We start from the raw sequence: 24,153 nt of genomic DNA, 5'->3' as shown, positions 1-24,153 counted from the left end.
GTTCGTTTCCTCGCAGCGGATATCGTTGTTATTTCGATAATCGAACCCCCTTGTATACAGGAGGTCAACCACAAAACGTCCCACCGACTCTTTGGGGATCGATATGGGCAATTGCCCACTCCATCAAAGCATTAAAAAAACTAGATTTTTATCGGAATCGCCAGAGCGAATACTGCCCCTGTCTGGGGATGTGCTGCCCATCGCCTCTACAGCAACAGGCGCCTGAGAGGCGAATTGTGCACAGCGGCAAACCCGCGGGCCTCATGATAGGAAGCGGCTTCGGTTTCAGTCCGCCAAACGCGGACGGACAAGTCCGCTTCTACCGGTCCGAGGTCCGATGCCCCGTTTTGCCGCCAATATTGCCTATCTGTTCACCGAGCGTCCGCTGATCGAGCGGCCCGCCGCCGCGGCTGCCGGCGGCTTTCTCGCGGTGGAAGGTCAGTTTCCCTACACCACGCCCGCATCGGCTCTCCGGGTTGAGATCGAACGCCACGGGCTCGCCTTGCTCGGGATCAACACCGAGCGCGGCGGTGAGGGACAATTCGGACTGGCCGCGCTGCCAAACCGCGAACGCGAGTTCGATGCGCTGTTTGCGCAGGCGCTGGATTACATCACTGCTGCCGGTGGCAGTGCTATTCATTGTCTCGCCGGCTTTGTGCCGGTGAACGAGCGACCGGCGGCAGAGCGGACCTTTGTCGCAAACCTGTCGCGTGCCGCCGATCTTGCGGCCGAAAAGGGGATCACGGTTCTGCTCGAGCCGATCAACAATCGCGACCGGCCTAACTACTTCCTCAACCGCGTCGAGCATGCCGCCGACGTTATCGCCAAGGCGGGTAGATCCAACATCCGCATCCAGTTCGATTTCTATCACGCGCAGATCATGGGCGGCGATCTGCTCCGGCGCTTCGAGGCCCATCTGTCGCTGATCGGACATGTGCAGATCGCGGCGGTTCCCTCGCGCCACGAACCGGACGAGGGTGAGGTGAACTATCCGGAGGTATTCAGGGCGCTCGATGCTTTGGGCTATTCAGGTTGGGTAGCTGCTGAATACCATCCGCGCGCGCGAACGGAAGATGGGCTGGGATGGCTGCGCACGGCTCTTCCAGTGCCGGCATAACACGGCTAGTTTCCGCTGATGTGGGGCCGCAGGAAACGCGAAGAGAAGCCGCCTGAGCCTGCTTCGGCGCTGAAGGAGGCGCTGCGGCAAGCCAGGATCGAATCCGCCGAACGCTCCGGCATCGTCCTCGAGATGCGCGATGCGGAAGCGGCGCGGCTCGAGATGCTGAACGATGCCCTGGATCCGGTCTTCGCCGAGATTCCTGCAAGCGTCGATATTTTTGATCGCGGGATCAGTCGCGGAGAGGTGCCGCGGCTTTGGATCGATATCATCGCCTGCGTCGTCATGGGTCGCGACAAGCGCACCTATCGTTTCGTGCAGGAGACCCGCTACGGCCGCAAGGTCTTGTCCGAATCCTCCGATATCGGCGAGACCGCCAGGGCGATCACGCGTTATGTCGCAGGAAGGCTGATCGAGCGGGACCGTGCTCTGGCACAGAGCCGCGAGCTGCACGGGCAGCCGCCGCAGACCAATTGGCGCACGGCCAGCGCTTTCGTGCTCGGCTTGTTGGCCGGCGCTGCCGCTCTGGCGATCGTGGCGCTGCTGGTCGGCTAATCGATCCTAAGCGGCAAACAGCTCGCGCTTGCCTAGTTCGACGATCGAATCGCCGCCGCCGCGCTTGAATCCGCGCGCGGTCATTTCGCAGCGCCAGCCATTCCCGGCCTTCTCGATGCCATAGAGATTGTACCCCGCGAGTTCGCCTTCGCCGCCGATAGCGGAAGCAGACGGAACCCCGAGCGCCGGTATTTGAACGGACGGGCCGTCGAGCATCACCAGCGAGTGAATATGATCGTGGCCATGCAGCACGAGTTCGGCGCCGTGCCGGCGCAGCACGTCGCGGAATTTGGAGGCGTCCATCAGGCGCTTGAAGCGATGCGCCGGCTTGGTGACTGGCGGATGGTGGATCAGGACGACCCGGAACAGGCCCTCGGCTCCGAGCCGGTCCAGGAGACCGGGAAGGGCATGGAGCTGTTGGGTTCCAAGCTTGCCGGTGGCCATGAAGGGGGCGGTGGTGATGGCACTGGACAACCCGATCAGAGCAATGTCGCCGCGCCGCCGCACGAACGGAAACTGATCGGCGCCGGTGGTGTCGCCCTTCATGAAGTCGCCCCAGTGCGAATGCCATTCGCGCGCGGCCTTACGGACATAGGCGTCGTGATTGCCGGGCACGAAGGTGACATCGTGCGCGGGACCGACGGTGTCGAGCCAGACTCGCGAGGGCGCGAATTCCCCAGGGAGCGCGATGTTGAGGATGTCGCCTGTCACCGCGATATGATCGGGCTGATGCGCCTTGATATCGGTGACGATGCGCGACAGCGTCTCGCCGCGATGGAAGGTCTTGCGGCGCCGGTGCCAGTTCATGAAGCCGATGGCGCGTTTGCCCGCGAGGTCGCGGATACGGGCCGAGGGCATGGGACCGAGATGGGGGTCGGACAGATGAGCGAGGACGAACATGGTAGTGACGGTGACGGCTTTCAGCGGTGATGTCGATTGAGAATATAGTGAGCCGGACGCACAATCCGACGACAACGCGGGCGCGGGCGCATCGTCAGCGCGAAACCAAGGATACACCGTCCGGATGATTCGCCCTTTGATGCATTTGTACTGGCGCTTTTCCCGCGGGCTTACGCTCGGCGTGCGCGGCATGGCAATCGATGCCGACGGGCGGATTTTCCTCGTCAAGCATTCCTACATCCCCGGCTGGCATCTCCCCGGCGGCGGGGTGGAGGCACGCGAGAGCATGCGCGAGGCGCTCGACCGGGAACTGATGGAAGAAGGGAATATCGAAATTCTCCAGTCACCGAGGCTGTTCGCGATCTATCACAACCGGACTGTCTCCGGGCGCGACCACGTTGCCCTGTTCGTCATTGACGCCTTCACTCAAGGGACGCCGCCGCAACCCAATGCCGAGATCATCGCGCATGGTTTCTTCGCCCGCGACGACCTGCCGCCCGACACGACAGCGGGAACGCGCGCGCGCATCGCGGAAGTGCTGGAGGGAGTCAAACCCAGCGAAACCTGGTGAACTGAGACTGTTCTCCAACAGAAAAGGGGCTCCGCACCGCGGAGCCCCTGATTGCCCAACAACCGGATGTTAGTACTTGAACTCCGGCATGCCGGTGAGCTGGTCCTTGTTCGTGTTCATGACAGCACGCTCGGGATACCACCTGCGATCACCGTCACGCGCCGCGCCGGTGGTGGCCGCGCCGTCATTGTTGGTGAAGCGGAGCTGGTTGAGCGGCACCATCACATTGCGCTCGCCCATGCCCAGGAATCCGCCGACGCCGATAATGGCACCTGCGATCTGGCCGTTCGAGGTCATGATGAGCTCGTCGATCTCGCCGATTTTCTCGTTCTGATTATTGTACACGTCGACGCCAATCAGTTTGGACGCGCGCCACTGACCGCTGGCGGGCTTGTTCATGGTCTGGTTGGTCGCGGCGGGCGCACCCGGCTGCGGAGCGGTGGTCTGCGCGAGGACGGGCGTGGCGAGCAATGCAGCGGCCACGATAATGGGATAAGCTTTCATGGAGTTCCTCCTTCTTAAGGGTGACAGGAGGTGAAGTCCGCGCGCGCTCGAATGTTCCGTGACAATTTCTTTAATCGACCGAACCGTGCGCGGTTCCGTTGCGTCAGGACACTGAACCTATCCGAAGCGCCTGCGATCGTGCGGCCGCTCGAACGCGAGCGCCGGGCCGACGGGAACAATTCCAGTCGGGTTGATGCTTTTGTGACTGCCGTAATAGTGCCGCTTGTATTGATCGATAGCGACGGTGTCGGAGACGCCCGGCCATTGGTAAAGCTCGCGCGTATAATTTGACAGATTCTGGTAATCGTCGATCCGCCGCTGATTGCATTTGAAATGCCCGACATAGACCGCGTCGAAACGGATCAGGGTCGGGAACAGACGCCAGTCGGCTTCGGTGACGGTCTTGCCGCACAGATAGCGCTGCGTCGACAGCCGCCCCTCGAGAAAATCGAGCGTTTCGAATAATTGCGCGAAGGCCTCCTCATAGGCCTCCTGGGTGGTGGCGAAGCCGCAGCGATAGACGCCGTTATTCACCGTCTCGTAGATCCGCTGGTTGATGGCGTCGATGTCGGGCCGAAGCGCCTGCGGATAGTAGTCTACGGTGTCACCGGTGAGCCCGTTGAAGGCCGAATTGAACATGCGGATGATTTCGGAGGACTCGTTATTGACGATTGTGCCGCGCTTCTTGTCCCACAGCACCGGCACCGTCACGCGGCCGGAATATTTCGGGTTGGCCTTGAGGTAAATGTCGCCCAGCGTCTCGACATCGTGCAGGTGGTCGCCGGTCGAGCCCTCGTCTCGCTTGAAGGTCCAGCCCTTCTCAAACATGAGCGGCGAGACTACCGAGACCGAAATCAGGTCTTCCAGTTTCTTGAGCTTGCGGAAGATCAGCGTGCGATGTGCCCAGGGGCAGGCGAGCGAGACGTAAAGGTGGTAGCGGCCCGCCTCCGCGGCAAAGCCGCCGTCGCCGGAGGGGCCGGGCTCGCCATTCGGCGTGATCCAGTTGTGGAAACGGGTCGCCTCGCGCTTGAACCGGCCCTTGGTTTCGCTGGTGTCATACCAGGTGTCGTGCCAGACGCCGTCAACGAACAAACCCATGTCGCGCTCCCTGTCTCTGCCCGCTCATATGGCGGGAGAGGGCGAGCGCGCCAAGTGTTTTCGGCCGATAGGGCCTCTCCGGCGCCGCGTCGCCGCGCCGCGCGGCGCTTATTTCATCGCCTGCGGATTGATCGGGCTTCCCGTTCCGCCGGTGATGATCAGCGGCGGGCCGGAGAAGAAGAATTCGTAGACGCCGTCACTCTCGCAATCCTCGGCGAGTTCCTTGAGATAGAAGATCTCGCCCATGCACAGGCCCATGGCCGGGATCACCACCCAGTGCCAGGGCTGGTTGGCCTCGGTGGTCTCGTTCGGCCGCACCTCGCAGCCCCAGGTGTCCATGCAGAGCGCCGCGATCTCCTTCTCCTGGCACCAGTAGCAATTCTCGAACATCACGCCGGGCGCGTCGCCGCCGGCATAGCCGCCCCACACGCCTTCGGACAGGCAGCGCTCCATCTGGCCGGTGCGGACATGCACGAAATCGCCCTTGCGGATCTCGACATTCTGGGCCCGGGCGCATTTGTCGAGTTCTTCATTGGAGATGCCTTCGCCGTCCTTCATCCAGGGTACGCCGCGAAAGCGCGCGATATCGAGCAGCACGCCGCGGCCGACCATCTTGTTCTTGGAGTGCTCGATGCCGAGCACGGCGAGCCCGCGCGAGTCGATCAGCTTCGCGTCGTGGCCATTGTAGCACTTGTCCTCGTAGAAGATGTGACCCAGCGCGTCCCAATGGGTCGCGCCCTGCACGCAGAGGTTCAGCGTATCGTCGGCGTAGCGGATCTTGTTCCAGTCCTGCTGACCGGTGACGGCGTCGGTGCCGGTCGCCAGCATCTGGTGAATCGGATTGAAGCGGCCGCCAAACAGGCCGGTCTGCGGGCCGTTGCGGTCGAGCGGGATGCCGAGCGCGAATACCTTCCCCTGCTTCACCAGCTTGGCAGCCTCGACGATATTTTCCGGCGTGATGTGGTTGAGCGTGCCGATCTGGTCGTCGCTTCCCCAGCGGCCCCAGTTGCTGAGTTTCTCCGACGCCTCTTCGATGGCCTTGAGGCCGACCTTGATGTTCATCGACACGGTGTTCCTCCACGACAGTCTCGTTGCGGCTCTTCCCCATGCGCTCCGGGCGGCCGACGGGATTGTGATCAAGCGGCGCTGTTACGTCCAGCGCCAGATTGCTCTGATTGCGAGACGAGTTTGACGATGTGGGAAATCTCGTGAGGTCTCGCTACACCTTCCCAAGCGCGCGCAGCACCTTGCCGGGCGTGAACGGCATGTCGGTGAGCGGCTTCGCGCCCAGCGGCCGCAGCGCGTCGTTGATCGCATTCATCACGCAGGCGGGTGCGCCGGCGGTGCCGGCTTCGCCCGCGCCCTTGGCGCCGAGTTCGGAATCGGCTGTCGGCGTCACCACATGGCCGACCTGCATGTCCGGCATCTCCATCGCCATCGGCACGAGATAATCCGCCATGTTGCCGTTCAGCATCTGGCCGCGCTCGTCATAGAGGCAATGCTCGAACAGCGCGCCGCCCAGGCCCTGCACGATGCCGCCGCGGATCTGCTCGTCGACGAGCTGCGGGTTGATGACGGTGCCGCAATCCTCGACGCACCAGTGCTTCAGCAGCTTGATGAAACCGGTGTCGGTGTCGACCTCGAGATAGGACGCCTGGATGCCATTGGTGAAGGAGAAAGCCCAGGCGCGTGGCACATAATGGCGGGTCGCGGACAACTCGGACTGGAAGCCGGGCGGCAGCGTGTCGGGCCGGAAATAACAGATGCGCGCAACCTCCTCGAGCGAGATGCGCTCGGTCTTGGTGCCCTTGTCAACGACGATGCCATCGTCGATGTCGAGATCGGCGGCCTTGGCTTGCAGGATGGAGGCCGCGGCGGCGAGGACGTTTTCGCGCAGAGCCTTGCCAGCCTGCCACGCCGCCTCGCCGCCGATGCCCGCTGCCCTGGATGCCCAGGTACCGCCGCCGTAAGGGGTATTGTCGGTGTCGCCCATGATGACGCGCACCTTGTCAATCGACACGCCGAAGGCCGATGCGACGCATTGCGCGATCACCGCCTCCGCGCCCTGGCCCTGCTCGGACACACCGGTATGGCAAAAGATCGCGCCCTTGCCGTCGAGCCGCACGGTCGCGCCGTCCTGCGCGGAAATCTTTGCGCCGCCGACGCCATAGAACGCCGCGCTCGGATTGGTGACTTCGATGAAGGACGCGAATCCGATGCCGCGATAGATACCCTTCTCGCGCGCCACAGCCTGGTCGGCGCGCAGCGCCTTGTAGTCCATCATGCCAAGAATCTTGTCGGTCGATGCGATGTGCGACAGCTTCTCGAACTTGATCCCGGAAGCCGCCGTCGCCGGATAGGCATCGTCTGGAATGAGATTTTTCTTGCGCACCTCGACTGGATCCATGCCGATCTTCGCTGCGGCGAGATCGACCAGACCCTCCGTTACGGCAACCGCGATCGGATGGCCGACCGCGCGGTACTGGCACATGACATTTTTGTTCTGGAACACCACCCGCGCGCGCGCCCGATAATTCGGGCAGGCATAGGGTCCGCCGGTCAGGTTGACGACCTGGTTCGCTTCGATGCCGGAGGTGCGCGGATAGACCGAATAGGGGCCAATGCCGGTGAGATCGTCAATCTCGAAGGCGGTAATGGTGCCGTCTTTCCTGATGCCGATCTTGCCCTTCACCCGGTGGTCGCGGGCATGAATATCGGTGACGAAGCTTTCCAGCCGGTCGGCGACGAACTTGATCGGGCGTTTCAGCATTTTCGAAAGCGCCACCACCGCCATCTCGTCGGCATAGGTATGCACCTTGATGCCGAAGGAGCCGCCGACATCCTTGGTGACGACGCGGACCTGATGCTCCGCCAGATCGAGATGCTTGGCGAACAGGTTCTGCATCATGTGCGGCGCCTGGGTCGCGTGATAGACCGTCAGCCGCTCGTCGCCGGGATTCCAGTCGGCCAGGATCGCACGCGGCTCGTTGCAGACGCCGGTATGCCGGCCGAAATGAAAGGTCTGCTCAATCACCGCGTCGGATTCCGCGAACGCCTTGTCGACTTCGCCGGCATCCAGCGTGCGTTCGAAGGTGAGGTTGTCGCCGAGCTCCGGATGGATCACCGGCGTCTTCGGATCGAGCGCGGTCTCGGGATCGGTGACGGCGATCAGTTCCTGGTAGCTGACCTCGATCAGTTCGCAGGCGTCCTCGGCCTGTGCGCGCGTTTGCGCCACCACGGCGCACACCGCCTCGCCCTGCCAGCAGGCGCGGTCGACCGCGATGGCATATTGCGGCGCCGACTTGATGCCCTTCAGATGCGTGAGCACGCCAACCCAGGGCGTGATCACCTTCGCAAGTTCGGGACCGGTGACGACCGCAATCACGCCCGGCGCCTTCTCGGCCTTGCTCTTGTCGATCTTGACGATCCGGGCATGGGCATGCGGCGAGCGGAGATAGGCCACATGCGCCATGCGCGGCAGCGTCATGTCGCTCACATATTGGGCGCGGCCTTGTGCAAGGCGCTTCAGGTTCGGGCGCGGCACCGAGCGGCCGATATAGGAATTCGGACGGTCGAGCGCGGTGAGCGGCGAGGGGAGGTCGGAAACGATTTTCATGTCACTTCCCGTTCCTTGCCATCGCCACCGCTTCCACCGCATCGACGATCGCGTGATAGCCTGTGCAGCGGCAGAAATTTCCGGAGATATGCTCGCGGATGTCCTCACGGCTCGGCGTTTTGCCGCCCGCCAGCAGTTCCTGCGCGGTCAGCAGCATGCCCGGCGTGCAAAAACCGCATTGCAGGGCGTTTCGCTTTTCAAAAGCATCCTGAAGGTCGGCAATCTCGCCGGTGTCGGATACGCCCTCGATGGTCTCGACCCTGGCGCCATCGCATTGCACCGCGAGCGTCAGGCAGCCGCGCACCACTTCGCCATTCACCCGCACGGTGCAGGCGCCGCAGACGCCGTGCTCGCAACCGACATGGCTGCCGGTCAGCATCAGATCCTCGCGCAGAAAATCGACCAGTGACTTGCGCGCCTCGACGCGGGCGGTCACAGTTTCCCCGTTAACGGTGAGCCCGATATCGTAGCTGTGGCTCATGCGCGCGCTCCCGCCAGTTGCGCAGCGACACGGCGCAACAGCACGCTGGCGAGATGCATTTTCACCGCGCCGGTTTCCTGGATGTCGTCGGGCGGATCGAGGTCGGAAGCGAGCGCCGTTACGGCATCGTCGATCGAGCCTTTGGCGAGCGCGGCCTCCGCGTGCTTTGCTCGAAGGGGCATAAGTCCGACACCGAAATAGGCGAGCCGCACGTCCTTCAGCGACGCGCCATCGGCGCGCGCGGAGGCAGCCAGTCCGGCGAGCGCATAGTCGCCGTGACGGCGTGAGAGTTCGGCGAAACCATAACGCATATCAGGTTTTGCGGCCGGCAGGCGGATCGCGGTCAGTACCTCGTCCGGGCCAATCGCGGTTTCGTACAGTCCCTTGAAGAAATCGTCGGCCTTCACCCAGCGGCCGCCACCCTTGCCGGCAATCTCGGCTTCGCCGCCAAGGGCGAGAAAGCAAGCCGGCAGTTCGGCAGCGGGATCGGCGAAGGCAATCGAGCCGCCGATGGTGCCGCGGTTGCGGATCGCCGGATGCCCGATATGCGGCATCGCCATCGCGATCAGCGGAGCGTGTCTGGCAATCACGTCGGATTTCGCCGCTGCTGCATGCCGGACCATCGCGCCGATCGCGACGTCGCCGCCATGCAGCGCGATACCATCAAGGCCGGCAATGCCGTTCAGATCGATCAGGATGCCGGGCTGCGACAGCCGCATGTTGAGCGTCGCCATCAGGCTTTGCCCGCCTGCAAGCAGCCGGGCGCCGTCACCGTGTTCACCCAACAGCTTGACCGCGTCCTCGACAGAACGGGCCTTCGCATACGCAAACGGCGCCGGCTTCACGCTGAACCTCCCCAAGTCTTGTTCTTTGCATTCTGTTTTTTCTTATTTGAGGGGGAGAATGCTCAGGCGTCAATGCGGATTCGCGCAGTAACGGATCAAGACCCGCAAATGAGGCGGTCATGAGCGGGCTTGCCCCGCGCATCCCTCATCGTCGCATCAGCGCTTCACTAATTAATGGATTGGCGGGCCAAGCCTGGCAAAGACCCGAGCCAGCTTTATTCCGAATTTCGGTTCGTGAAGCGCGCATTGCCGAGGCCTGTGCCGATCGTCAGCACCGCCCAATGATCGATATCCTGCATGAACGGGGTCTCGCTCAGGCCCTGCACAACCGCATCGTTGTGCATCACGATGGCGGTGTCGTCGTCGCCGATCTTCGGGATCGCCTCATGCAGCCGCGTCGGCAGGTGAAAGCGGCTCGACTCCCAGTTGCCACCCGGCAGGTTCTGCCCGCCGCGGTCGATCGAGCCGTCGGCTTCGATCATGCCCGGACAGCCGATGCCGATGAACGGCGCCAGCTTGATCTTTTCGCGCTTCGCCTTTGCAATCAGACGCTCCAGCATGCCGACGAGATTGTCGACCGCGGCTTCGCGTTTGACGTCGTCTTCGTCTGCATGCTTCCAAAGCTCGTACTTCCACACCGTCGCCTTGGACAGGTCGGTCTTCTTCTTGAGGTTGAGATCGATGACGCCGGCGCGGATGTTGGACCCGCCGATATCGACGGCGAGGATGGCGTCGTGCGCCCTGAACATCCAGGCCGGCGCGAGATGTGCGGCGCCGAGGAGTCCGGCCTCGTCGGGGTCGTTGCGAATCGGCACCAGGTCGATCTTGATCTTCTCTGTTTTCAGGATCACAGCGGCGCGGCCGATCGCCAGTTCGCCGATGCGGCTCGCACGAAAGCCGCCACCCATCACGATGCGTTCGGTACCGGCCCAAGCCTTGATCTTGAGGAAGCGACGGATGACCAGTGCAAGCTCCTGCGAAAAATCTTCGATCGCGCCGTGCAGAAGGCCGGCGGCCTCGGGCTCACCCTTGGTCAGGAAATCATCGAGCTGCTTCTTGCCAAGGTCTTCGGTCGGTGTATCGCCGAAGGGATCGTCACCGCCCTTGCGCATCGCCTTGCGCCAGTTTTCGATAATCTCAGTGAAGGCCGTCTTGCTGGCGCGGTCGCCCAGAAAGCCCTCGTCGTCCTTCAACTCGACGTTATAGCTGTCGACCTCAACCGACGGCAGGCGCGATGCGCCATGCGCTGCGACCGCAGGTAACGTCTTGCTGTCAGCCATCCTGAGCCCTCCGAACGCGGGTCAACGATGGAGGCGCGGAACGGTTCCACGCGCTCGGAGGCGCGATCAGAGCGATTTCACGATATCGATGGCGCGGCGTAGCAGCGTCATCGAGGCCTCCAGCGTGCGGAAGGCAGCATGTGCAGAAAGCGTGACGTTCTCCATCTGCGTCAGCGGATGACCGGCCGCCAGCGGCTCGTTGTGGAACACATCAAGTCCGGCGCGACCGATATGGCCGGAACGCAACGCCGCCAGCATTGCTGCTTCGTCGATCAGCGCACCGCGTGCCGTATTGACCAGGATGACGCCGGGCTTCATGCGCGCGGTGCGCTCGGCATCGATGAAGCCGCGGGTCTCGTCGTTGAGCACGAGATTGAGCGAGATCACGTCCGAGGTCGCGAGCAGCGTATCGAGATCGACCATCGGCACCGGTGCGTCGGGGCGCGGCGTGCGGTTGTACGCAATCACCTTCATGCCGATGCCCTTGGCGATCCGCGCGGTCTCGGATCCGATGCCGCCCAGGCCGATGATGCCGAGCGTCTTGCCGAGAAGCTGCATGCCTTCCAGCGGCTTCCAGGTGCCGGCGCGCAGCGTGCGATCCATCTTGGCGATATCGCGCGCACAATCGAACATCAGCGCAATCGTATGCTCGGCGACGGCCGTGTCGCCATAGCCCTTGATGATGTGGACGGAGACGCCGAGCTCCTTCAGTTCGGCGATATTCATGTAGCTCGCCGCGCCGGTGCCGAGGAACACGATATGCTTGAGCGATTTGCATTGCGCGATCATCGGCGTCGGCATGGCGGAATGATCGTCGAGCACGACATCGTAGCCGTCGAGCAGGCGCGGCAGGTCCTCGCTCTTGAATGGCCTGGTATTGACCGTGACCGGGGGGTCGTCGGCGCCGTGCACGCGGTGCCAGACCGGTTCAAGCTGATGATTGCAGTCGATGAAGATGGATTTCATGGTGACGTCTTCGCGTGTTTCATCGCTGCGCGCAACATCAGCGCCACGGCGAGGCCGCAGACCGTGACGCCGAGGAACAGAAACGGCGCGCCGCCCCAACCGAAATGCTGCACGATGGCGGCCATGGCCGCCGGGCCGAACAGGTTGCCGAGATTGCTGGTCTGGTTGAGCAGGCCGAGCACGATCGCCAGCAGGGCGGAGGTCGGGGCAAAGCGCGGCGCGGCGGCGAAGATCGAGGCCGGGATCAGGCCGGTGACGGCGAGGCTTGCGGAGGCGAGGGCGGCGATCAGTACCACCGGAAGGTTTTCCGAAAAGACGCCGAAGCCCGCGGCGCCAACGAAGCAATAGGCGAACGCCGCGATCGCCCAGAACGGCGCGCCGAAGCGCAGCAGCGCCCCCGCAAACACATTGCCGACCGCGTTGGCCGCGACGGTGATGGCGCTGATGGTGCCGGCCGCCGCGATCGACAGGCCGAGGCGCTCCACCAGCAGGGTGGGGAGGAGGTTGGCCATCGCCGCATACTGGAAGGTGTAGATGCCGAAGGCGAGCGCCAGCAGGATCGGCCCGGGGGCGCCGAGCGCCGCCTTGATGTTGGGCATCACGGTCCGCAGCACGCCGGCGGGCTGCGTCTCGTCCGGCAGCCGCATGAACGCCACCACTGCCGCATAGGCGAGCGCGGCGATGCCGTTGACGATCCACAGCGCCTGCCAGCCCTGGGCCATCAGATGCGGACCGGCGACCATCATGAACACCGAGCCGACCGGCATATAGGCGCCCCACAGGGCCAGCACGGTGTCGCGATCCTTCACCGCGGTGACCGCGCGCAGCAACCGGGGGATGGCCAGCACCGCGGCAAGGAAGCCGCCGCCCTCGATCGCGCGGGTGGCGATCAGCAGCGTGCCGTCGGTGACGAAGGCGCCGGCCAGGCTGCCGAGACCGGAGGCGAGCAACCCCGCGACCAGCGTACGCCTCGCGCTGAAGAGAGAGGCCACGATCCCCGACGGCAGGCCGGCGACCGCGCCGATGAGGCCGTAGGCGCCGATCACCCACGACGCCAGCACCAGCGACAGCGCCAGTTCCTTCTGCAGCACCGGCACCGCGATCGCGGCCTTGCCGATCTGCAAAGCGACGACCACGCCCGCGAGAATGAGGGCGGCGACCGCGCCCCAGCGGGTCCGTAATTCCATGTCGACAAGCCCGGCAGCCGTCACGATGCGATCAATGCGGCGTGTTATAGCGATTCAATGGCGACGCTCAAATCCGTCCTGCTGGTCGCGCTGGTCTGCTATGTCGGGCTGGTCGCGGTGATGTATCTCGCGCAGCGCAAGCTGATGTACTTCCCCTATGCGGCCCGCATGGCGCCGGCCGATGCCGATTTCCCGCAGGCCAGAGAGGTCGATCTCAAGGCCGCCGACGGCGTGCGCATCCTCGCCTGGACGGTGCCGCCGAAGCCCGGAAAGCCCGTGGTGCTCTACCTCCACGGCAATGGCGGCTCGGTCGCGCACCGCGTCCCGCGCTTCCGCAAGCTCGTCGACGACGGCACCGGCCTCGTGGCGCTGTCCTATCGCGGCTATGGCGGCTCCGACGGCAACCCCACCGAGGACGGGCTGATCGCGGACGGCCGCGCCGCTTACGATTTCGCCCGCGCCACCTGGCCCGACGCGAAGATCGTTCTGTGGGGCGAGTCGCTCGGTACCGGCGTTGCGGTCGCGCTGGCCGGCGAGAAGGACGTGGCCGCCGTTATCCTCGAAGCGCCGTTCACCTCGACCGCCGATGTCGCGTTCTCGGCCTATCCGTTCATCCCGGTGCGGCTCCTCATGAAGGACCAGTTCCGCTCCGACGACCGCATCGGCAAGGTCAAAGCGCCGGTGCTCGTCATGCATGGTGCGCGCGACCGCGTGGTGCCGTTCCGGATGGGCGAGCGGCTGTTCGCGCTGGCCAACGAGCCGAAGCAATTCGTGCGCTTCGCCGATGGCGGCCACGAGGATCTCGACCGCTACGACCATCTCGCTGCCGCGCGCAATTTCATCGCGCAGCATTTGCGTTAGCGTTTGTTGTCCTCCGCGCCGCGAGCCGCCACGGCAGCACCAGCAGCGGGAAGCTCAATCCCGCCATCGCGGTGACGATGATCGCCCGTTGCGGCCACGGACCCAGCGCATCGATGAAGGGCGGCACCTTCAGCGGCGGCGCCGGATCGCCGAGATAGGCATAATTCGCCCCGAGCCAGGCATTCACCGCCACCATTGCCAGCACATAGCCGCCACTGAACAGATAGACCCGCGGCAGATCGGCAAACAGCGGGCGGAAGCCCAGCACCGCGATGTCATAGAGCGCGCAGGCCAGCACGATCGCGTGTGCGGCGAAGAAGAACCAGAACACCGATGTCGCGGGCCCGGCCGACAGCGCCGGCTGGATGAAGGCCTGCGCGGTGAGCGCGAAGGTCCAGAAATACAGCGTCGCGCGCATCAGCCGGTTGCCGGTGAGCAGCGCGATCGGCCCGATCAGCCCGCCCAGATCGCAGATATGCAGCGGCAGGCCGGCGAGCCAGTCGATGCCCGAGGCATGGAACCACGCATTCTGGAACACCCAGAACGCGATGCACGACCAGGCGAAGCCGCGCCGGAAGGCGGGCTCGGCGCCGCTCTCGCGCATGCGCCGCGCCGCGAGGATCAGCATCGCGATCGCAAGCGCGCAGACCAGCACCGACACCGCATGCAGCGGCGTGTAGGGGATGAAGATCTCCCACGGGCTGCGCGGTGCGAGCGAGGGCTGCATCGTCTGAGCCTTTCCGGTGAATCATGCGGGCGGTGCGAAGTGTAATGCGAAAGCGTGACGGCGGGGAGGCGAGAAGGCACGGAGCGCGCGGCGATCCTCCGTCATCCCGAGGTGCGACGCGCGGATGCGCGGAGCCTCGTAGGATGCACGGCCACGGTGGCGCCATGCGGGCCGTCGCCCTTCGCGGCGCGGCTTTCGCCGCGCACCTCAGGGTGACGGAGCGGAAACGGATTCGAGCTTCAAACAGCCACGGCGCATTGTCCTCGCGATGCCATTGGCATCCGAAGGTGAGGTGAGGGGAGACGGCGCGCCGACAGGCGCAGGGCCGTTCCTGTGTGCCGCGCGGCTTTCACCGCACAGCCGCCTCTCGGCGCGCCGCCCCGGACACGCTTGCGCCGTCCGGGACTTCGTCTGGCGGCGTTCTCATCCCGGTGCCGGGCCGCGCTTTGCCTCCATGCGTCTTGAGCTACGCATGGCGTCAGCCAGCTCCTGGCAGGGGTCCGTAGTGACCCCGGGCGGAGCCCCGTCACCGCCCGGGTGCAAGCTTGCGAAGCTTGCCCGCGGGCGCCGCACCTCGCTCCACTCACACGACGCCTCGCGAGAGCGCCCCTCGGTGAGCGAGGTGAAATGGGGTATATGCTTTTATTCCTAGAATGTCAAGGGGCGTCCGAGACGGGGTTTGCCGCTCTTCAGGATGAGGCGCGAGCTGCGCGATACGCTTATCGATCTCGTGTCCCGGGCGCAGCGCAGCGTGAAACGATGCGCTGCAGAACCGGGACCTATTGCTATGTGGGGAAAATGGGTCCCGGCTCGGCGGTGCACCGCTGCGCTTGCGCTACGCGCTGCACCGCGTCCGGGACACGAGACCGTAGCCCGGATGAAGCGCAGCGAAATCCGGGGGAGGTCGGTCCCGGATGTCATTGCGCTCCATCCGGACTCTATTCGCTCGCTCAGTTTGCCGCAGCTCACGGGCAAGCGGTTGCTCAATCCGTGGTTGCAGTTCAAACTGTTGGCTGGAGGAGATTCGGCGTATGACACTCAATGCATTTTTGGCCGCTCAACAATTTGTTGAAGACCCTTTTCAATCGACAAATGCAGGCGAGGAGCCTCGGCTCGAAAAATATTTCGTGCCGCCGCCATACTTTGCATCCGTGCTGGGTGATCCCACCAATCCTACCCGCAGAAACTATATATCGGGGTGTCCAAAATTTTGCTCAAGAGAGATCGGAGGAGCTGTTCGCGACGAATCTTGTCCAGCTCAAAAAGCTTGCCTCAGTCACTTTTACGGTCAACCAACTCGCCAGCGATTATCTACGGATTTCGATTCAAGCAGCTAGAAACAGGATCGGCCCTTGGCAAAACTCTGGCGCGATTAAGAAGATTGATGAAATCGAAAATCAGGGAAGTCGACCGCTTCATCTCTATGGGGTGAGTGACATGAGGCTTCTAATTGCTCTGTTTCCTAAGCTGGAAGTGCGGCACATACTAGCCAATTGGGCTTTCGTCTGTCCCTCTTGCGGCTCAGTTGCTCTATCTGATCGGAAAGAGATTGTTTGTGAGTGCGGCGAACGGATTGCAAGTCAAGATGCAAAATCGTTGTTCGTGGAGTGCAGCTTAAAGCCTCTATAAAGGCGATCAATCGCTGACCTCGCACTACTTTCTGCAAGATTGGACTTGGGATAGCCGTCGAGCGGAACGAGGGCGTTGCTGCGTCTGCGGGGTGCAACCGGTAGATTCAAATCGACTTGGGTGAGTTTCGGCTGCGGCCAGCGATGACTAGCTCACCCCGTCGCCACACCGCCGGTGGGTTATGCGCCTGCGGCGCTAACCCACCCTACGAAGCGAGCGCGTGGCTCCGCACGCAGCCCGCACCGCATCGCGCTCCACCTGAAAGCGCCTGATAGGTCTTCCCGTACTTTCCGCCCACCCGCCGGAAGCCGTCCGCGGCCGGTGCATAGTTCTGCTGGATGTTGAGCGCCTTCGCGTATGAGCCCGCGGCTGACCCCAACTCGCCTCGCTTACTTCTGTGTGGCGATATACGCCGCCAGATCGCGCGCCTCGTTCCGGGTCAGCGTCATCGCCGGCATGGCCGGATGCGGATTGAGCAGCACGAAGGCGAGTTGCTCGCCGCTGAGGTCGCCGCGCTGCGCGATCGCGGCGAATGATGGGACGCCGTCAATTGCCTTGGTCTGATCCTTCGCCACGATATGGCAGGTGCCGCACCAGCGCTGCGCCAGCACCGCGCCGTTCTGCGGGTCAGCGCGCGGGATTTTGCGTTCGGGCTCCTGCGCCAGCGCGGCGAGCGGGAGAAGCGAGAGCGTGGCGGCGATGAGCGTGCGTTTCATGATAATTCTTTCGTCTGCAGGACGGGCCGTCGATTGTGAGTCTGGGTCCCGCTTTCGCGGGGACGAACCTATACGTGTGGTCTCGTGTCCCGGACGCGGCGCAGCATGAAGCGAAGCGGAATGGTGCGACGCTGAGCCGGGACCCATGCTGTTGCCGCGTGCGAGGTGGCTGCCGGTTCTGCCCGGGACACACGCATCGTAGGTGGGGCGGCGCGACGCGCCTTGCCCCACATCAATGACGGACACTCAAAACGCCTGATACGTCTTCCCGTATTCGCCGCCGACGCGGCGGAAGCCGTCCGCGGCCGGCGCGTAATTTTGCTGGATGTTGAGCGCCTTTGCATACGAGCCCGCGGCCTTCTGCTTGTCGCCCATGCGCTCATAGGCCAGACCGCGCGAGGTCCAAGCGGCGAAATTCTGCTCGTCGAGCTGTACCGCATTGTCGAGATCGGTCGCCGCGGCCTTGAGGTCGCCGGCGGCGATGTAGGAGAGCGCGCGGGCGAGATAGGGATCGGCCTCGCGCGGCGCCAGCGTCGCCGCGGTGGAGAAATCGTCGATCGCGAATTGATGCTGCGCCGAGCCCTGATAGAGCAGGCCGCGATTGTAATAGGCCTGCGCATTGTCGGGCCGGATCGCGATAGCGCGGTTGATGTCCTCCAGCGCCTTCAGGGTCTGCTTCTTGTCGCGCCAGGCAAGGCCGCGGCCGAGATAAGCGGTGGCGTAATTCGGATCGATGCGGATCGCGGCGTCGTAATCCTTGATCGCGAGATCGGGCTGGCCGTCCTGCCGGTAAACGAGGCCGCGATTGGCATAGGCCTCGGCATATTTCGGATCGAGCTGCACCGCCTTGTTGAAGTCGATCAGCGCTTCCTTGCGGCGGCCGGCCGAGGCCAGCACCGTGCCGCGCATGTTGTAGGCCTGCGGGTCGTTGGGCTGCGACTGGATCACGTCGGTCAGCGACGCGATGTTGGCCGGCGAGGCGGAATAGGTGGCCTCGGGGGCGAGCCCGCCATGCTCCAGCACGGTGGAGCAGCCGGCCAGCGCCAGCGCGGCGGCAAGGCACGCGGCAAGGGATGCGGCGCGGCGCGCGCGGGGCGCGGCTGTACGGGCAGGGCAGGGCGATGGGAGCGGGCGCAGCGTCATGGGGCGCGATGATAAGCAATCCGGCGTGGCGGTAAAACGGCGGGGTCATTCTTGTTGTCCCTCCCCCGCTTTCGGGGGAGGGTGGCGAGACGCGACAGCGTCGAGCCGGGTGGGGGATTGGCTCGCCTCGAAAGCGCCCCCACCCCGATCTCCTTCGCTGCGCTCAGTCGATCGACCCTCCCCCGCACGCGGGGGGAGGGAAAAGAAAGGCGGGGGAGGGACAAGAAAGGACGAGCAAGGACGAACAAGCCCCCAAAACAAAACCGCCGGGGAAGGCCCCGGCGGTTGTCGTAATCCCCTCGTGCAGAAAATCAGTCGGGCCTAGCGGCCGCCGAAACCACCGCCGCCGCCGCCACCAAAGCCGCCGCCGCCAGCAGGGCGCGGTCCACGGCCACCGTCACGGCCGCCCGGTCCGCCGGCACCCGGCATCACCTTCGGCTTCATCGGCAGCAGGCCTTCGCGCTGCAGCTTCTTGCGCGCCAGCTTGCGCGCACGCCGCACCGCTTCCGCCTTCTGGCGGGCCTTCTTCTCGGACGGCTTCTCGTAATGGCCGCGGAGCTTCATCTCGCGGAAAATACCCTCGCGCTGCATCTTCTTCTTCAGCGCCTTCAGGGCCTGATCGACATTGTTGTCGCGGACAAGAACCTGCACGGATAATCCTTCTTCGCAGAGCCGCCCGAGCCGGATCGGCCGGCGGGCAGGCATGAATTGTTGGCACGAATTGTTGTTCGGGGAGCCGAACAGGGCGCTTTCGGGCCCTTCGAGTCCCGGGGCAATTACCAGAAGCGCGACCGAAAGTCCACAGCGTCGCGGTGACGCGTGTGGAACCGGCAAATCGGCTTGCCCGGGCCACATTTCGCCGCCATTCAGATTCGCGATGCAAACCGGGGGCTCTGAATGACTTTTTCCAAGTGGACGGCTGTCGCGGCGTTTCTGATGCTGTCACCCATGATGTTACCGACGGGCGCCCAGGCCCAGCAGCAGCAGATGCCGGCGCCGTTTCCGGACATGATGAAGGGGACGCCGCAGGAACAGGCCGCCTGCGCGCCGGATTCGAACCGGTTCTGCAAGCAATTCGAGCCCGATTCGATGCGCGTGCTGGGCTGCCTGCAGCAGAATCGCGAGCGCATCAGCAAATCCTGCCAGCAGGTGCTGCGCAACCGCGGGGTCTAGCGCCCGCTGCGCGCGCGGGCGGACCGCGATCAGTCCGCCTGGACCCGCGTGACGTGACCCATCTTGCGGCCGGGAACCGGGTCGCCCTTGCCGTAAAGATGCAGCGAGGCGCCCGGCACCGTCAGCCAGCGGCCATAGTCGGCTGCTTCGGCGCCGATGAGATTGATCATCTCGACCCGGCCGAGCCGCACCGGCACCGCCAGCGGCCAGCCGGCAATGGCGCGGATATGCTGCTCGAATTGCGAGACCGAGCAGCCGTCGATGGTCCAGTGCCCGGAATTGTGCACGCGTGGGGCGATCTCGTTGACCAGCACGCGCTGGGCCATGCCTGAGCGCATCACGAACATCTCCACCGACAGCACGCCGACATAATCGAAGGCGGTGGCGATGCTCTCGGCGATGCGGACGGCTTCGCCCGCGACCGGATCGGGGATCGCGGCCGGCACCCGCGACACTTTCAGGATGTGGTCGCGGTGCTCGTTCTCGGTGACGTCGAAGCTCTGCAGCGAGCCATCGCGGCCGCGCGCCACCACGACCGAGATTTCGCGCTCGAACGGCACGAAGCCTTCGAGAATGCAGGACGCGCCGTTGACCGCGCGCCAGGCCGCCGCCGGGTCGCCGCCGGCATCGATCTTGTACTGGCCCTTGCCGTCATAGCCGAAGCGCCGCGTCTTTAGGATCGCCGGCAGACCGACCTTGCGCACCGCCTCGAACAATTGCGACGCATCGCTGACCGGCGCATGCGGCGCGGTGGCGATCTCGAGATTGTTGACGAATTCCTTCTCGATCATCCGGTCCTGTGTGGTCGCAAGCACCCGCGGGTCCGGCAGCACCGGCTTTCGCTGCGACAGGAAGGACGCGGTCTGCGACGGCACGTTCTCGAATTCGTAGGTGATGACGTCGCAGTCCCTGGCGAAGCGCGACAGCGCGTCCTGGTCGGAATAGGGCGCGACGGTCGCGCGTTTCACCACGTCGAGGGCGCAGGATTCCGCGTCCGGCGCATAGACATGGCAATTGAGCCCGATGCGCGAGGCAGCCTGCGCCAGCATCCGCGCCAATTGGCCGCCGCCGAGAATCCCGATGGTCGAACCGGGCGGAAGCGGGCCGTTGTCGCGCTTGAACATCATTTGGCCCGCGGGGCTGCCGCAATCGCCTTCGGCTTCTTGGCGACGCTCGCGGTCTGCGCCTTGCGCATCGCTTCAAGCCGCTTGGCCAGCGGCTTGTCGTGGAGCGCCAGCACGGCGGCCGCCAGAAGCGCGGCATTGATCGCGCCGGGCTTGCCAATCGCCAGCGTACCGACCGGGATGCCGGCCGGCATCTGCACGATCGACAGCAGCGAGTCCTTGCCCTCCAGCGCAGTCACGTTCATCGGCACTCCGAAGACCGGCAGCGCGGTCATCGCCGCCGCCATGCCGGGAAGATGCGCGGCGCCGCCGGCGCCGGCGATGACGATCCGGTGCTTCTTGTGCGCCGATTTTGCGAAGGCATAAAGACGGTCGGGCGTGCGATGGGCTGAGACGATCAGCGCCTCGTAACCGACCTTCAGCCGGTCCAGCGTCTCGGCGGCATGCTGCATGGTTGCCCAGTCGGACTGGCTGCCCATGATGATGGCGACGGGCTTCTTCGCGGTGGATGTTTTCGGCCGGGAGGCCATGGAGGCAAATCCTGCAGGCAAAAAAAGCGAATCCGGAGCGCGAATCCGGAGCGAAAGACGCGGCAAAGTACAGGTAGCAATGGACCCGGAGCAAGCGAAGACCGCCGATCCGGAGCCCGAATCGGCGGCCTGATGACGGCCGGAATGGCTGATCGCGCTCAGTTCTCGGGAGCGGCCCGATAGCGGCTGACGGCGACGCCAACCGCCGCTGCGACCGCGACGCCGGCAAGGCTGAGCAGCACCTGGCTTTGCGGGTCTCCGCGCAACGACCGCGCTCCGTCGGCAACGTCGTCGAGCAGCGCCCGCCCGGTCCGTTGTGATCGCGCCAGCATGTCCCGACCCAGATCCTTCGCGTCGCGGCCCATGGCCTCGGCTTCTTCGGTAAGCCGCGCCGCAGTGCTACGGGCCTCGTTTGCCAATGAGGACGCTGTCGCGTGTATGTCGTCGGTCGCTGCCGATGCCCGGTCCTGAGCATTGCCGATCAGCGAGGAGGCTCTGGACTGCACGTCGCTGGCGATCTCCGCGGCCTTGTCGCGAACATCGTGCGCCGTCGCGCGCGCCGTCTTGGCTGCGGCCGAGGCCGCGTCCTCGATCCGGTCGCGCGCATCGCGAACCGCGTTCTGGACCGGATCGTTGTCCGAACCGCGAAGCAAGCTGAACAGACCATATCCGACCAGAGCGGAGGCGACCGGCGGATTCTTCCACAGCTTCCAGCCGATGCCTGCGCCGATTGCCGCTACTGCGGCCGGATTCTGGATCGCCTTGTCCTTCAGGTCATCGAGCACATTGCGCATCATCGACAGACCGCTTTCCTTGGCGCGGTCCATCAGATCGTCGCCGGCGTCCAGCGCTTCGGCCTTGACCGTGGTTTTCAGCTCGTCGAACGTCGCGCCGGACGTCAGCACCGACAGGTTGCCGGCCAGGCGCGCGCGTGTCGTACGGATATCGCGCTCGAGGCGATCGAGGTCTTCGCTCATAGCTGTGCCTTTGCCGAGCGGGCGTCAGGCTGCCGGCTGCCAGGCTTGCTTTCGCCGCTGCCGGTCAGATTGCTGGTGAAGTCGGTGGCGACATCGCGCACGACCTCGCCGATAGTGTCGGTCGAGAGCTTACGCTCGACCACCGCGTCCTTCAGTTGCTCGCCGGCCTTCATCGCCGCGTTGGTCATGCGTGCAACCGCGGCGCTTTTCACAAGCTCTCCCGTCTCGGACGCGGCATCGGCGGCACGCCGGCCGATCGGGCCCAGCGTCTCGCGTTCAAAGCGTGTCGAGGGGAATACCGCGGCTGCAAGGCAACCGGCAGCAAGGCCTGCCACGGCGATGGAGACCGGGTGAGCCTCGATGGTGTTTTCCAGCGAACGATAAGCGCTGCCGGCGGCGTCGCGGGTCGACTGATAGGCAGTGTCTGCGACCTCACGCGTCCGCCGGGACGCCGTCTGGCCGAATTCGGACGCCTTTTCCGTCAGGTCATGCGCGGTCTCGGAGACGTAACCGCGCACATCATCCGCAGCGGCGGCGACCTTGCTGGCCAGGCCTTCGCCGGCAGCGGTGGCGTTAGACGCCATGTCTTCGGCGCTGTCGTAATAGCTGTCCGCCGCGGCCCGCTTGCGGCGCTTGCGCTGAGGCTGGGTGCTGTTCAGGCTGCTCGCATGCCGGAGCATCAGCGCGACGCCTGCGCCGAGCAGCAACAATCCTTCCGGATTTTGACGGATAGCGCGGGCAACACGATCGATTGTGGTCATGACAGGGATTCCTTCGCCGTGGCGATGTCTTGTTTGACTTGGTTAAGCGCGCGGGTCGGGACTTTCTCGCGCGACAGGTGAGAGCGAGCGACCAGGAACGCGATCAAAGCCAGCGCGAATGCCGCTGCGGCGACAATCAGACAGGCCACGGCCCCGGTGAACCCCGTGGCGATCAGAGCAAAGACCGCCGCCTGGCAGAGCAACAGCAACGCCACCAATCCGAACAGACCCGCCGCCATCATGTAGATCACGGCACGAACGTGATCGGCGACGATCAACGACATCTCCGTCTTGGCGAGCTTGAGCTCCTGCTGAAACAGCAGGCCAATATCCTCGAACACTTCGGACAGCGCGCGCCCGAAGCCGGACGTTCTGAGTGCGTCACGCACCGTGAAACTCCCTGGCGGGCTTTTCATCCGTTGCCGGCTGCGTGCTCTTGATGGTCCGATAGACAAGGAAGCCGGCAAGCGATGCCAGCCCGAACACCAGAGCCGGCTGACGCCGGGTAAAGTCGATTGCGTCGTCCCACAATTCCTCGGCGGTCTTGCCCTGCACGGTTTCGGCATAGGCATCGAGTTTGTTGGCAACAGTATCGGCGAAGCCGGCGAGCGGCGGAGCATTGCGCGAGAGATCGTCGGCGGCGGATCGGATCGAGGATGCGGCGTGGCCAAGATAGGCTACGCCGGTCTCGACCTGACGGTCGAGCATCCGGCTCACTTCGCCTCTCACCGACGAAGCCGCATCGGTCGCGGTATCCTTCACGCCCTCGGCGGCGCGGCGCCCGAGGCTGGCGGCTTTTTCAGCAGTATCGCTTGGTGCGCGCTCGCTGCTGCTGCGTGTCGTGCGTGGGGAATGGGTCTGGTTCATCGTTGCCTCCGGTTGGTCGGGCAACGGCGCGACCCCCGCTTTGTTCCGGCGGGGCGGCGTCCAGATCAAAAGAAGTGCGGCTGGGGGCCCTCCCGATGGCAACTGCCAGCAAATGCCTGGAGTTGCGACGTCTTTCCTGTTCAGGCTGCAGTGCGACGGAGGTCCGGCCCGCCTTGGCTTACGCGCTGATATCCGGCGTGAGCTGGTCCTCAATAAAGGCGATGCGGTCGCGCAGGATCAGCTTGCGCTTTTTCAGGCGCTGAACCTGGATCTGGTCGCGGCCGAGGGATTCCGTCAGGGCCTCGATGGCGGTATCGAGGTCGCGGTGCTCCTGCTGCAGCCGCGCCAGTTCGTCCCGCAAAATTCGCTCTTCGTCGGCAGTCATGCGAATCGTCTTGTGAAAACCCTGTATCTTCAGAAGCTTGGCAATGTCGTTGCCAGTGGGCTCCTGCGCTCACTTGTGCCGCGTAATCGGAACCCGTTCAAGCGAAGCGAAAAACTAACGAAAAGCGGGGATTTGCCGCA

Annotated in this window: 27 protein-coding genes; 6 read left to right on the top strand and 21 right to left on the bottom strand. The window is 64.3% G+C overall.

What is annotated here, in order from left to right:
* Positions 1 to 337 precede the first annotated feature (337 nt).
* Together AC5I5I_RS09510 and AC5I5I_RS09505 are read left to right on the top strand one after the other, a co-directional pair.
* Positions 338 to 1,117, top strand: a complete 780-nt coding sequence (locus AC5I5I_RS09510; protein ID WP_495972237.1) for a hydroxypyruvate isomerase family protein — start codon at positions 338 to 340, stop codon at positions 1,115 to 1,117.
* Between the two features lie 18 nt (positions 1,118 to 1,135).
* Positions 1,136 to 1,672 (top strand): hypothetical protein, encoded by a 537-nt coding sequence (locus tag AC5I5I_RS09505; protein ID WP_495972235.1) that lies wholly within the window; start codon positions 1,136 to 1,138, stop codon positions 1,670 to 1,672.
* 6 nt (positions 1,673 to 1,678) lie between these two features.
* Here AC5I5I_RS09505 and AC5I5I_RS09500 read toward each other — a convergent pair whose 3' ends face one another.
* Complete coding sequence (locus AC5I5I_RS09500) at positions 1,679 to 2,572, bottom strand: metallophosphoesterase family protein (protein WP_495972233.1); 894 nt, start codon at positions 2,570 to 2,572, stop codon at positions 1,679 to 1,681.
* Positions 2,573 to 2,696: 124 nt separating this feature from the next.
* Between AC5I5I_RS09500 and AC5I5I_RS09495 the strand changes: the two genes are divergently transcribed.
* Positions 2,697 to 3,143 (top strand): NUDIX domain-containing protein, encoded by a 447-nt coding sequence (locus tag AC5I5I_RS09495; RefSeq protein ID WP_495972231.1) that lies wholly within the window; start codon positions 2,697 to 2,699, stop codon positions 3,141 to 3,143.
* 69 nt (positions 3,144 to 3,212) lie between these two features.
* On the opposite strand, the gene AC5I5I_RS09490 is transcribed toward AC5I5I_RS09495, so the two are convergent.
* The 9 genes from AC5I5I_RS09490 to AC5I5I_RS09450 form a co-directional block, all read right to left on the bottom strand.
* On the bottom strand, positions 3,213 to 3,647 hold the full coding sequence (locus tag AC5I5I_RS09490; protein ID WP_495972229.1) for a PRC-barrel domain-containing protein: 435 nt from the start codon (positions 3,645 to 3,647) through the stop codon (positions 3,213 to 3,215).
* A gap of 117 nt (positions 3,648 to 3,764) precedes the next feature.
* Positions 3,765 to 4,745: a glutathione S-transferase family protein gene (locus tag AC5I5I_RS09485; RefSeq protein ID WP_495758287.1), complete on the bottom strand. Its 981-nt coding sequence runs from the start codon at positions 4,743 to 4,745 to the stop codon at positions 3,765 to 3,767.
* 108 nt (positions 4,746 to 4,853) lie between these two features.
* Positions 4,854 to 5,807, bottom strand: a complete 954-nt coding sequence (locus AC5I5I_RS09480) for a cyclase family protein (protein ID WP_495972587.1) — start codon at positions 5,805 to 5,807, stop codon at positions 4,854 to 4,856.
* Positions 5,808 to 5,964: 157 nt separating this feature from the next.
* The gene (locus AC5I5I_RS09475; protein WP_495972227.1) at positions 5,965 to 8,361 is read right to left on the bottom strand and encodes a xanthine dehydrogenase family protein molybdopterin-binding subunit; all 2,397 of its coding nucleotides are present in this window, start codon (positions 8,359 to 8,361) and stop codon (positions 5,965 to 5,967) included.
* Position 8,362: 1 nt separating this feature from the next.
* Positions 8,363 to 8,842: a (2Fe-2S)-binding protein gene (locus AC5I5I_RS09470; protein ID WP_495972225.1), complete on the bottom strand. Its 480-nt coding sequence runs from the start codon at positions 8,840 to 8,842 to the stop codon at positions 8,363 to 8,365.
* The gene (locus tag AC5I5I_RS09465; RefSeq protein WP_495972223.1) at positions 8,839 to 9,687 is read right to left on the bottom strand and encodes an FAD binding domain-containing protein; all 849 of its coding nucleotides are present in this window, start codon (positions 9,685 to 9,687) and stop codon (positions 8,839 to 8,841) included. Before AC5I5I_RS09465 ends, AC5I5I_RS09470 begins: the two co-directional genes overlap by 4 nt.
* Before the next feature lie 215 nt (positions 9,688 to 9,902).
* Positions 9,903 to 10,967 (bottom strand): ROK family protein, encoded by a 1,065-nt coding sequence (locus tag AC5I5I_RS09460; RefSeq protein WP_495972221.1) that lies wholly within the window; start codon positions 10,965 to 10,967, stop codon positions 9,903 to 9,905.
* A 66-nt stretch (positions 10,968 to 11,033) separates the two neighbouring features.
* A complete protein-coding gene (locus AC5I5I_RS09455) occupies positions 11,034 to 11,933 on the bottom strand; it encodes an NAD(P)-dependent oxidoreductase (RefSeq protein WP_495972219.1) in 900 nt (299 codons plus the stop codon).
* Positions 11,930 to 13,120 (bottom strand): MFS transporter, encoded by a 1,191-nt coding sequence (locus AC5I5I_RS09450; RefSeq protein ID WP_495972217.1) that lies wholly within the window; start codon positions 13,118 to 13,120, stop codon positions 11,930 to 11,932. Before AC5I5I_RS09450 ends, AC5I5I_RS09455 begins: the two co-directional genes overlap by 4 nt.
* 57 nt (positions 13,121 to 13,177) lie before the next feature.
* On the opposite strand from AC5I5I_RS09450, the gene AC5I5I_RS09445 reads away from it, so the two are divergent.
* A complete protein-coding gene (locus AC5I5I_RS09445) occupies positions 13,178 to 13,981 on the top strand; it encodes an alpha/beta hydrolase (RefSeq protein ID WP_495972215.1) in 804 nt (267 codons plus the stop codon).
* On the opposite strand, the gene AC5I5I_RS09440 is transcribed toward AC5I5I_RS09445, so the two are convergent.
* Entirely contained in the window at positions 13,959 to 14,708 is a 750-nt protein-coding gene (locus AC5I5I_RS09440; protein WP_495871716.1) for a TMEM164-related integral membrane acyltransferase, read from the bottom strand. The genes AC5I5I_RS09445 and AC5I5I_RS09440 overlap by 23 nt on opposite strands.
* Before the next feature lie 1,031 nt (positions 14,709 to 15,739).
* Here AC5I5I_RS09440 and AC5I5I_RS09435 point away from each other — a divergent pair.
* Positions 15,740 to 16,045, top strand: coding sequence for a hypothetical protein (locus AC5I5I_RS09435; protein ID WP_495972212.1), 306 nt, complete (start codon positions 15,740 to 15,742; stop codon positions 16,043 to 16,045).
* Between the two features lie 681 nt (positions 16,046 to 16,726).
* Here the strand turns inward: AC5I5I_RS09435 and AC5I5I_RS09430 are convergent.
* The 3 genes from AC5I5I_RS09430 to rpsU form a co-directional block, all read right to left on the bottom strand.
* Complete coding sequence (locus AC5I5I_RS09430) at positions 16,727 to 17,053, bottom strand: c-type cytochrome (RefSeq protein WP_495972210.1); 327 nt, start codon at positions 17,051 to 17,053, stop codon at positions 16,727 to 16,729.
* 246 nt (positions 17,054 to 17,299) lie between these two features.
* Positions 17,300 to 18,196, bottom strand: coding sequence for a tetratricopeptide repeat protein (locus AC5I5I_RS09425; RefSeq protein ID WP_495972208.1), 897 nt, complete (start codon positions 18,194 to 18,196; stop codon positions 17,300 to 17,302).
* A gap of 321 nt (positions 18,197 to 18,517) precedes the next feature.
* Positions 18,518 to 18,847, bottom strand: coding sequence for a 30S ribosomal protein S21 (rpsU, locus tag AC5I5I_RS09420; RefSeq protein ID WP_495972206.1), 330 nt, complete (start codon positions 18,845 to 18,847; stop codon positions 18,518 to 18,520).
* A 246-nt stretch (positions 18,848 to 19,093) separates the two neighbouring features.
* Here rpsU and AC5I5I_RS09415 point away from each other — a divergent pair, with 246 nt between their 5' ends.
* The gene (locus AC5I5I_RS09415) at positions 19,094 to 19,369 is read left to right on the top strand and encodes a cysteine rich repeat-containing protein (RefSeq protein ID WP_495972204.1); all 276 of its coding nucleotides are present in this window, start codon (positions 19,094 to 19,096) and stop codon (positions 19,367 to 19,369) included.
* Between the two features lie 29 nt (positions 19,370 to 19,398).
* Here AC5I5I_RS09415 and AC5I5I_RS09410 read toward each other — a convergent pair whose 3' ends face one another.
* The 7 genes from AC5I5I_RS09410 to AC5I5I_RS09380 form a co-directional block, all read right to left on the bottom strand.
* The gene (locus AC5I5I_RS09410) at positions 19,399 to 20,493 is read right to left on the bottom strand and encodes a 5-(carboxyamino)imidazole ribonucleotide synthase (RefSeq protein ID WP_495972202.1); all 1,095 of its coding nucleotides are present in this window, start codon (positions 20,491 to 20,493) and stop codon (positions 19,399 to 19,401) included.
* On the bottom strand, positions 20,493 to 21,023 hold the full coding sequence (gene purE / locus AC5I5I_RS09405; protein ID WP_495972200.1) for a 5-(carboxyamino)imidazole ribonucleotide mutase: 531 nt from the start codon (positions 21,021 to 21,023) through the stop codon (positions 20,493 to 20,495). Before purE ends, AC5I5I_RS09410 begins: the two co-directional genes overlap by 1 nt.
* A 158-nt stretch (positions 21,024 to 21,181) precedes the next feature.
* On the bottom strand, positions 21,182 to 22,000 hold the full coding sequence (locus AC5I5I_RS09400) for a hypothetical protein (protein WP_495972198.1): 819 nt from the start codon (positions 21,998 to 22,000) through the stop codon (positions 21,182 to 21,184).
* Positions 21,997 to 22,761, bottom strand: a complete 765-nt coding sequence (locus AC5I5I_RS09395; protein ID WP_495972196.1) for a hypothetical protein — start codon at positions 22,759 to 22,761, stop codon at positions 21,997 to 21,999. Before AC5I5I_RS09395 ends, AC5I5I_RS09400 begins: the two co-directional genes overlap by 4 nt.
* Positions 22,758 to 23,150, bottom strand: coding sequence for a phage holin family protein (locus AC5I5I_RS09390; protein WP_495972194.1), 393 nt, complete (start codon positions 23,148 to 23,150; stop codon positions 22,758 to 22,760). Before AC5I5I_RS09390 ends, AC5I5I_RS09395 begins: the two co-directional genes overlap by 4 nt.
* Positions 23,143 to 23,628 carry a hypothetical protein gene (locus AC5I5I_RS09385; protein ID WP_495972192.1) on the bottom strand — a complete coding sequence of 162 codons (486 nt, stop codon included), beginning with the start codon at positions 23,626 to 23,628 and terminating at the stop codon, positions 23,143 to 23,145. Before AC5I5I_RS09385 ends, AC5I5I_RS09390 begins: the two co-directional genes overlap by 8 nt.
* Positions 23,629 to 23,806: 178 nt before the next feature.
* The gene (locus tag AC5I5I_RS09380; protein ID WP_495972190.1) at positions 23,807 to 24,013 is read right to left on the bottom strand and encodes a YdcH family protein; all 207 of its coding nucleotides are present in this window, start codon (positions 24,011 to 24,013) and stop codon (positions 23,807 to 23,809) included.
* Between the last annotated feature and the right edge of the window lie 140 nt (positions 24,014 to 24,153).

It is taken from the genome of Pseudorhodoplanes sp. (assembly GCF_059499825.1).
The sequence above is the reverse complement of the archived record's forward strand: the minus strand, read 5'-3'. Positions and strand labels throughout refer to the sequence as shown.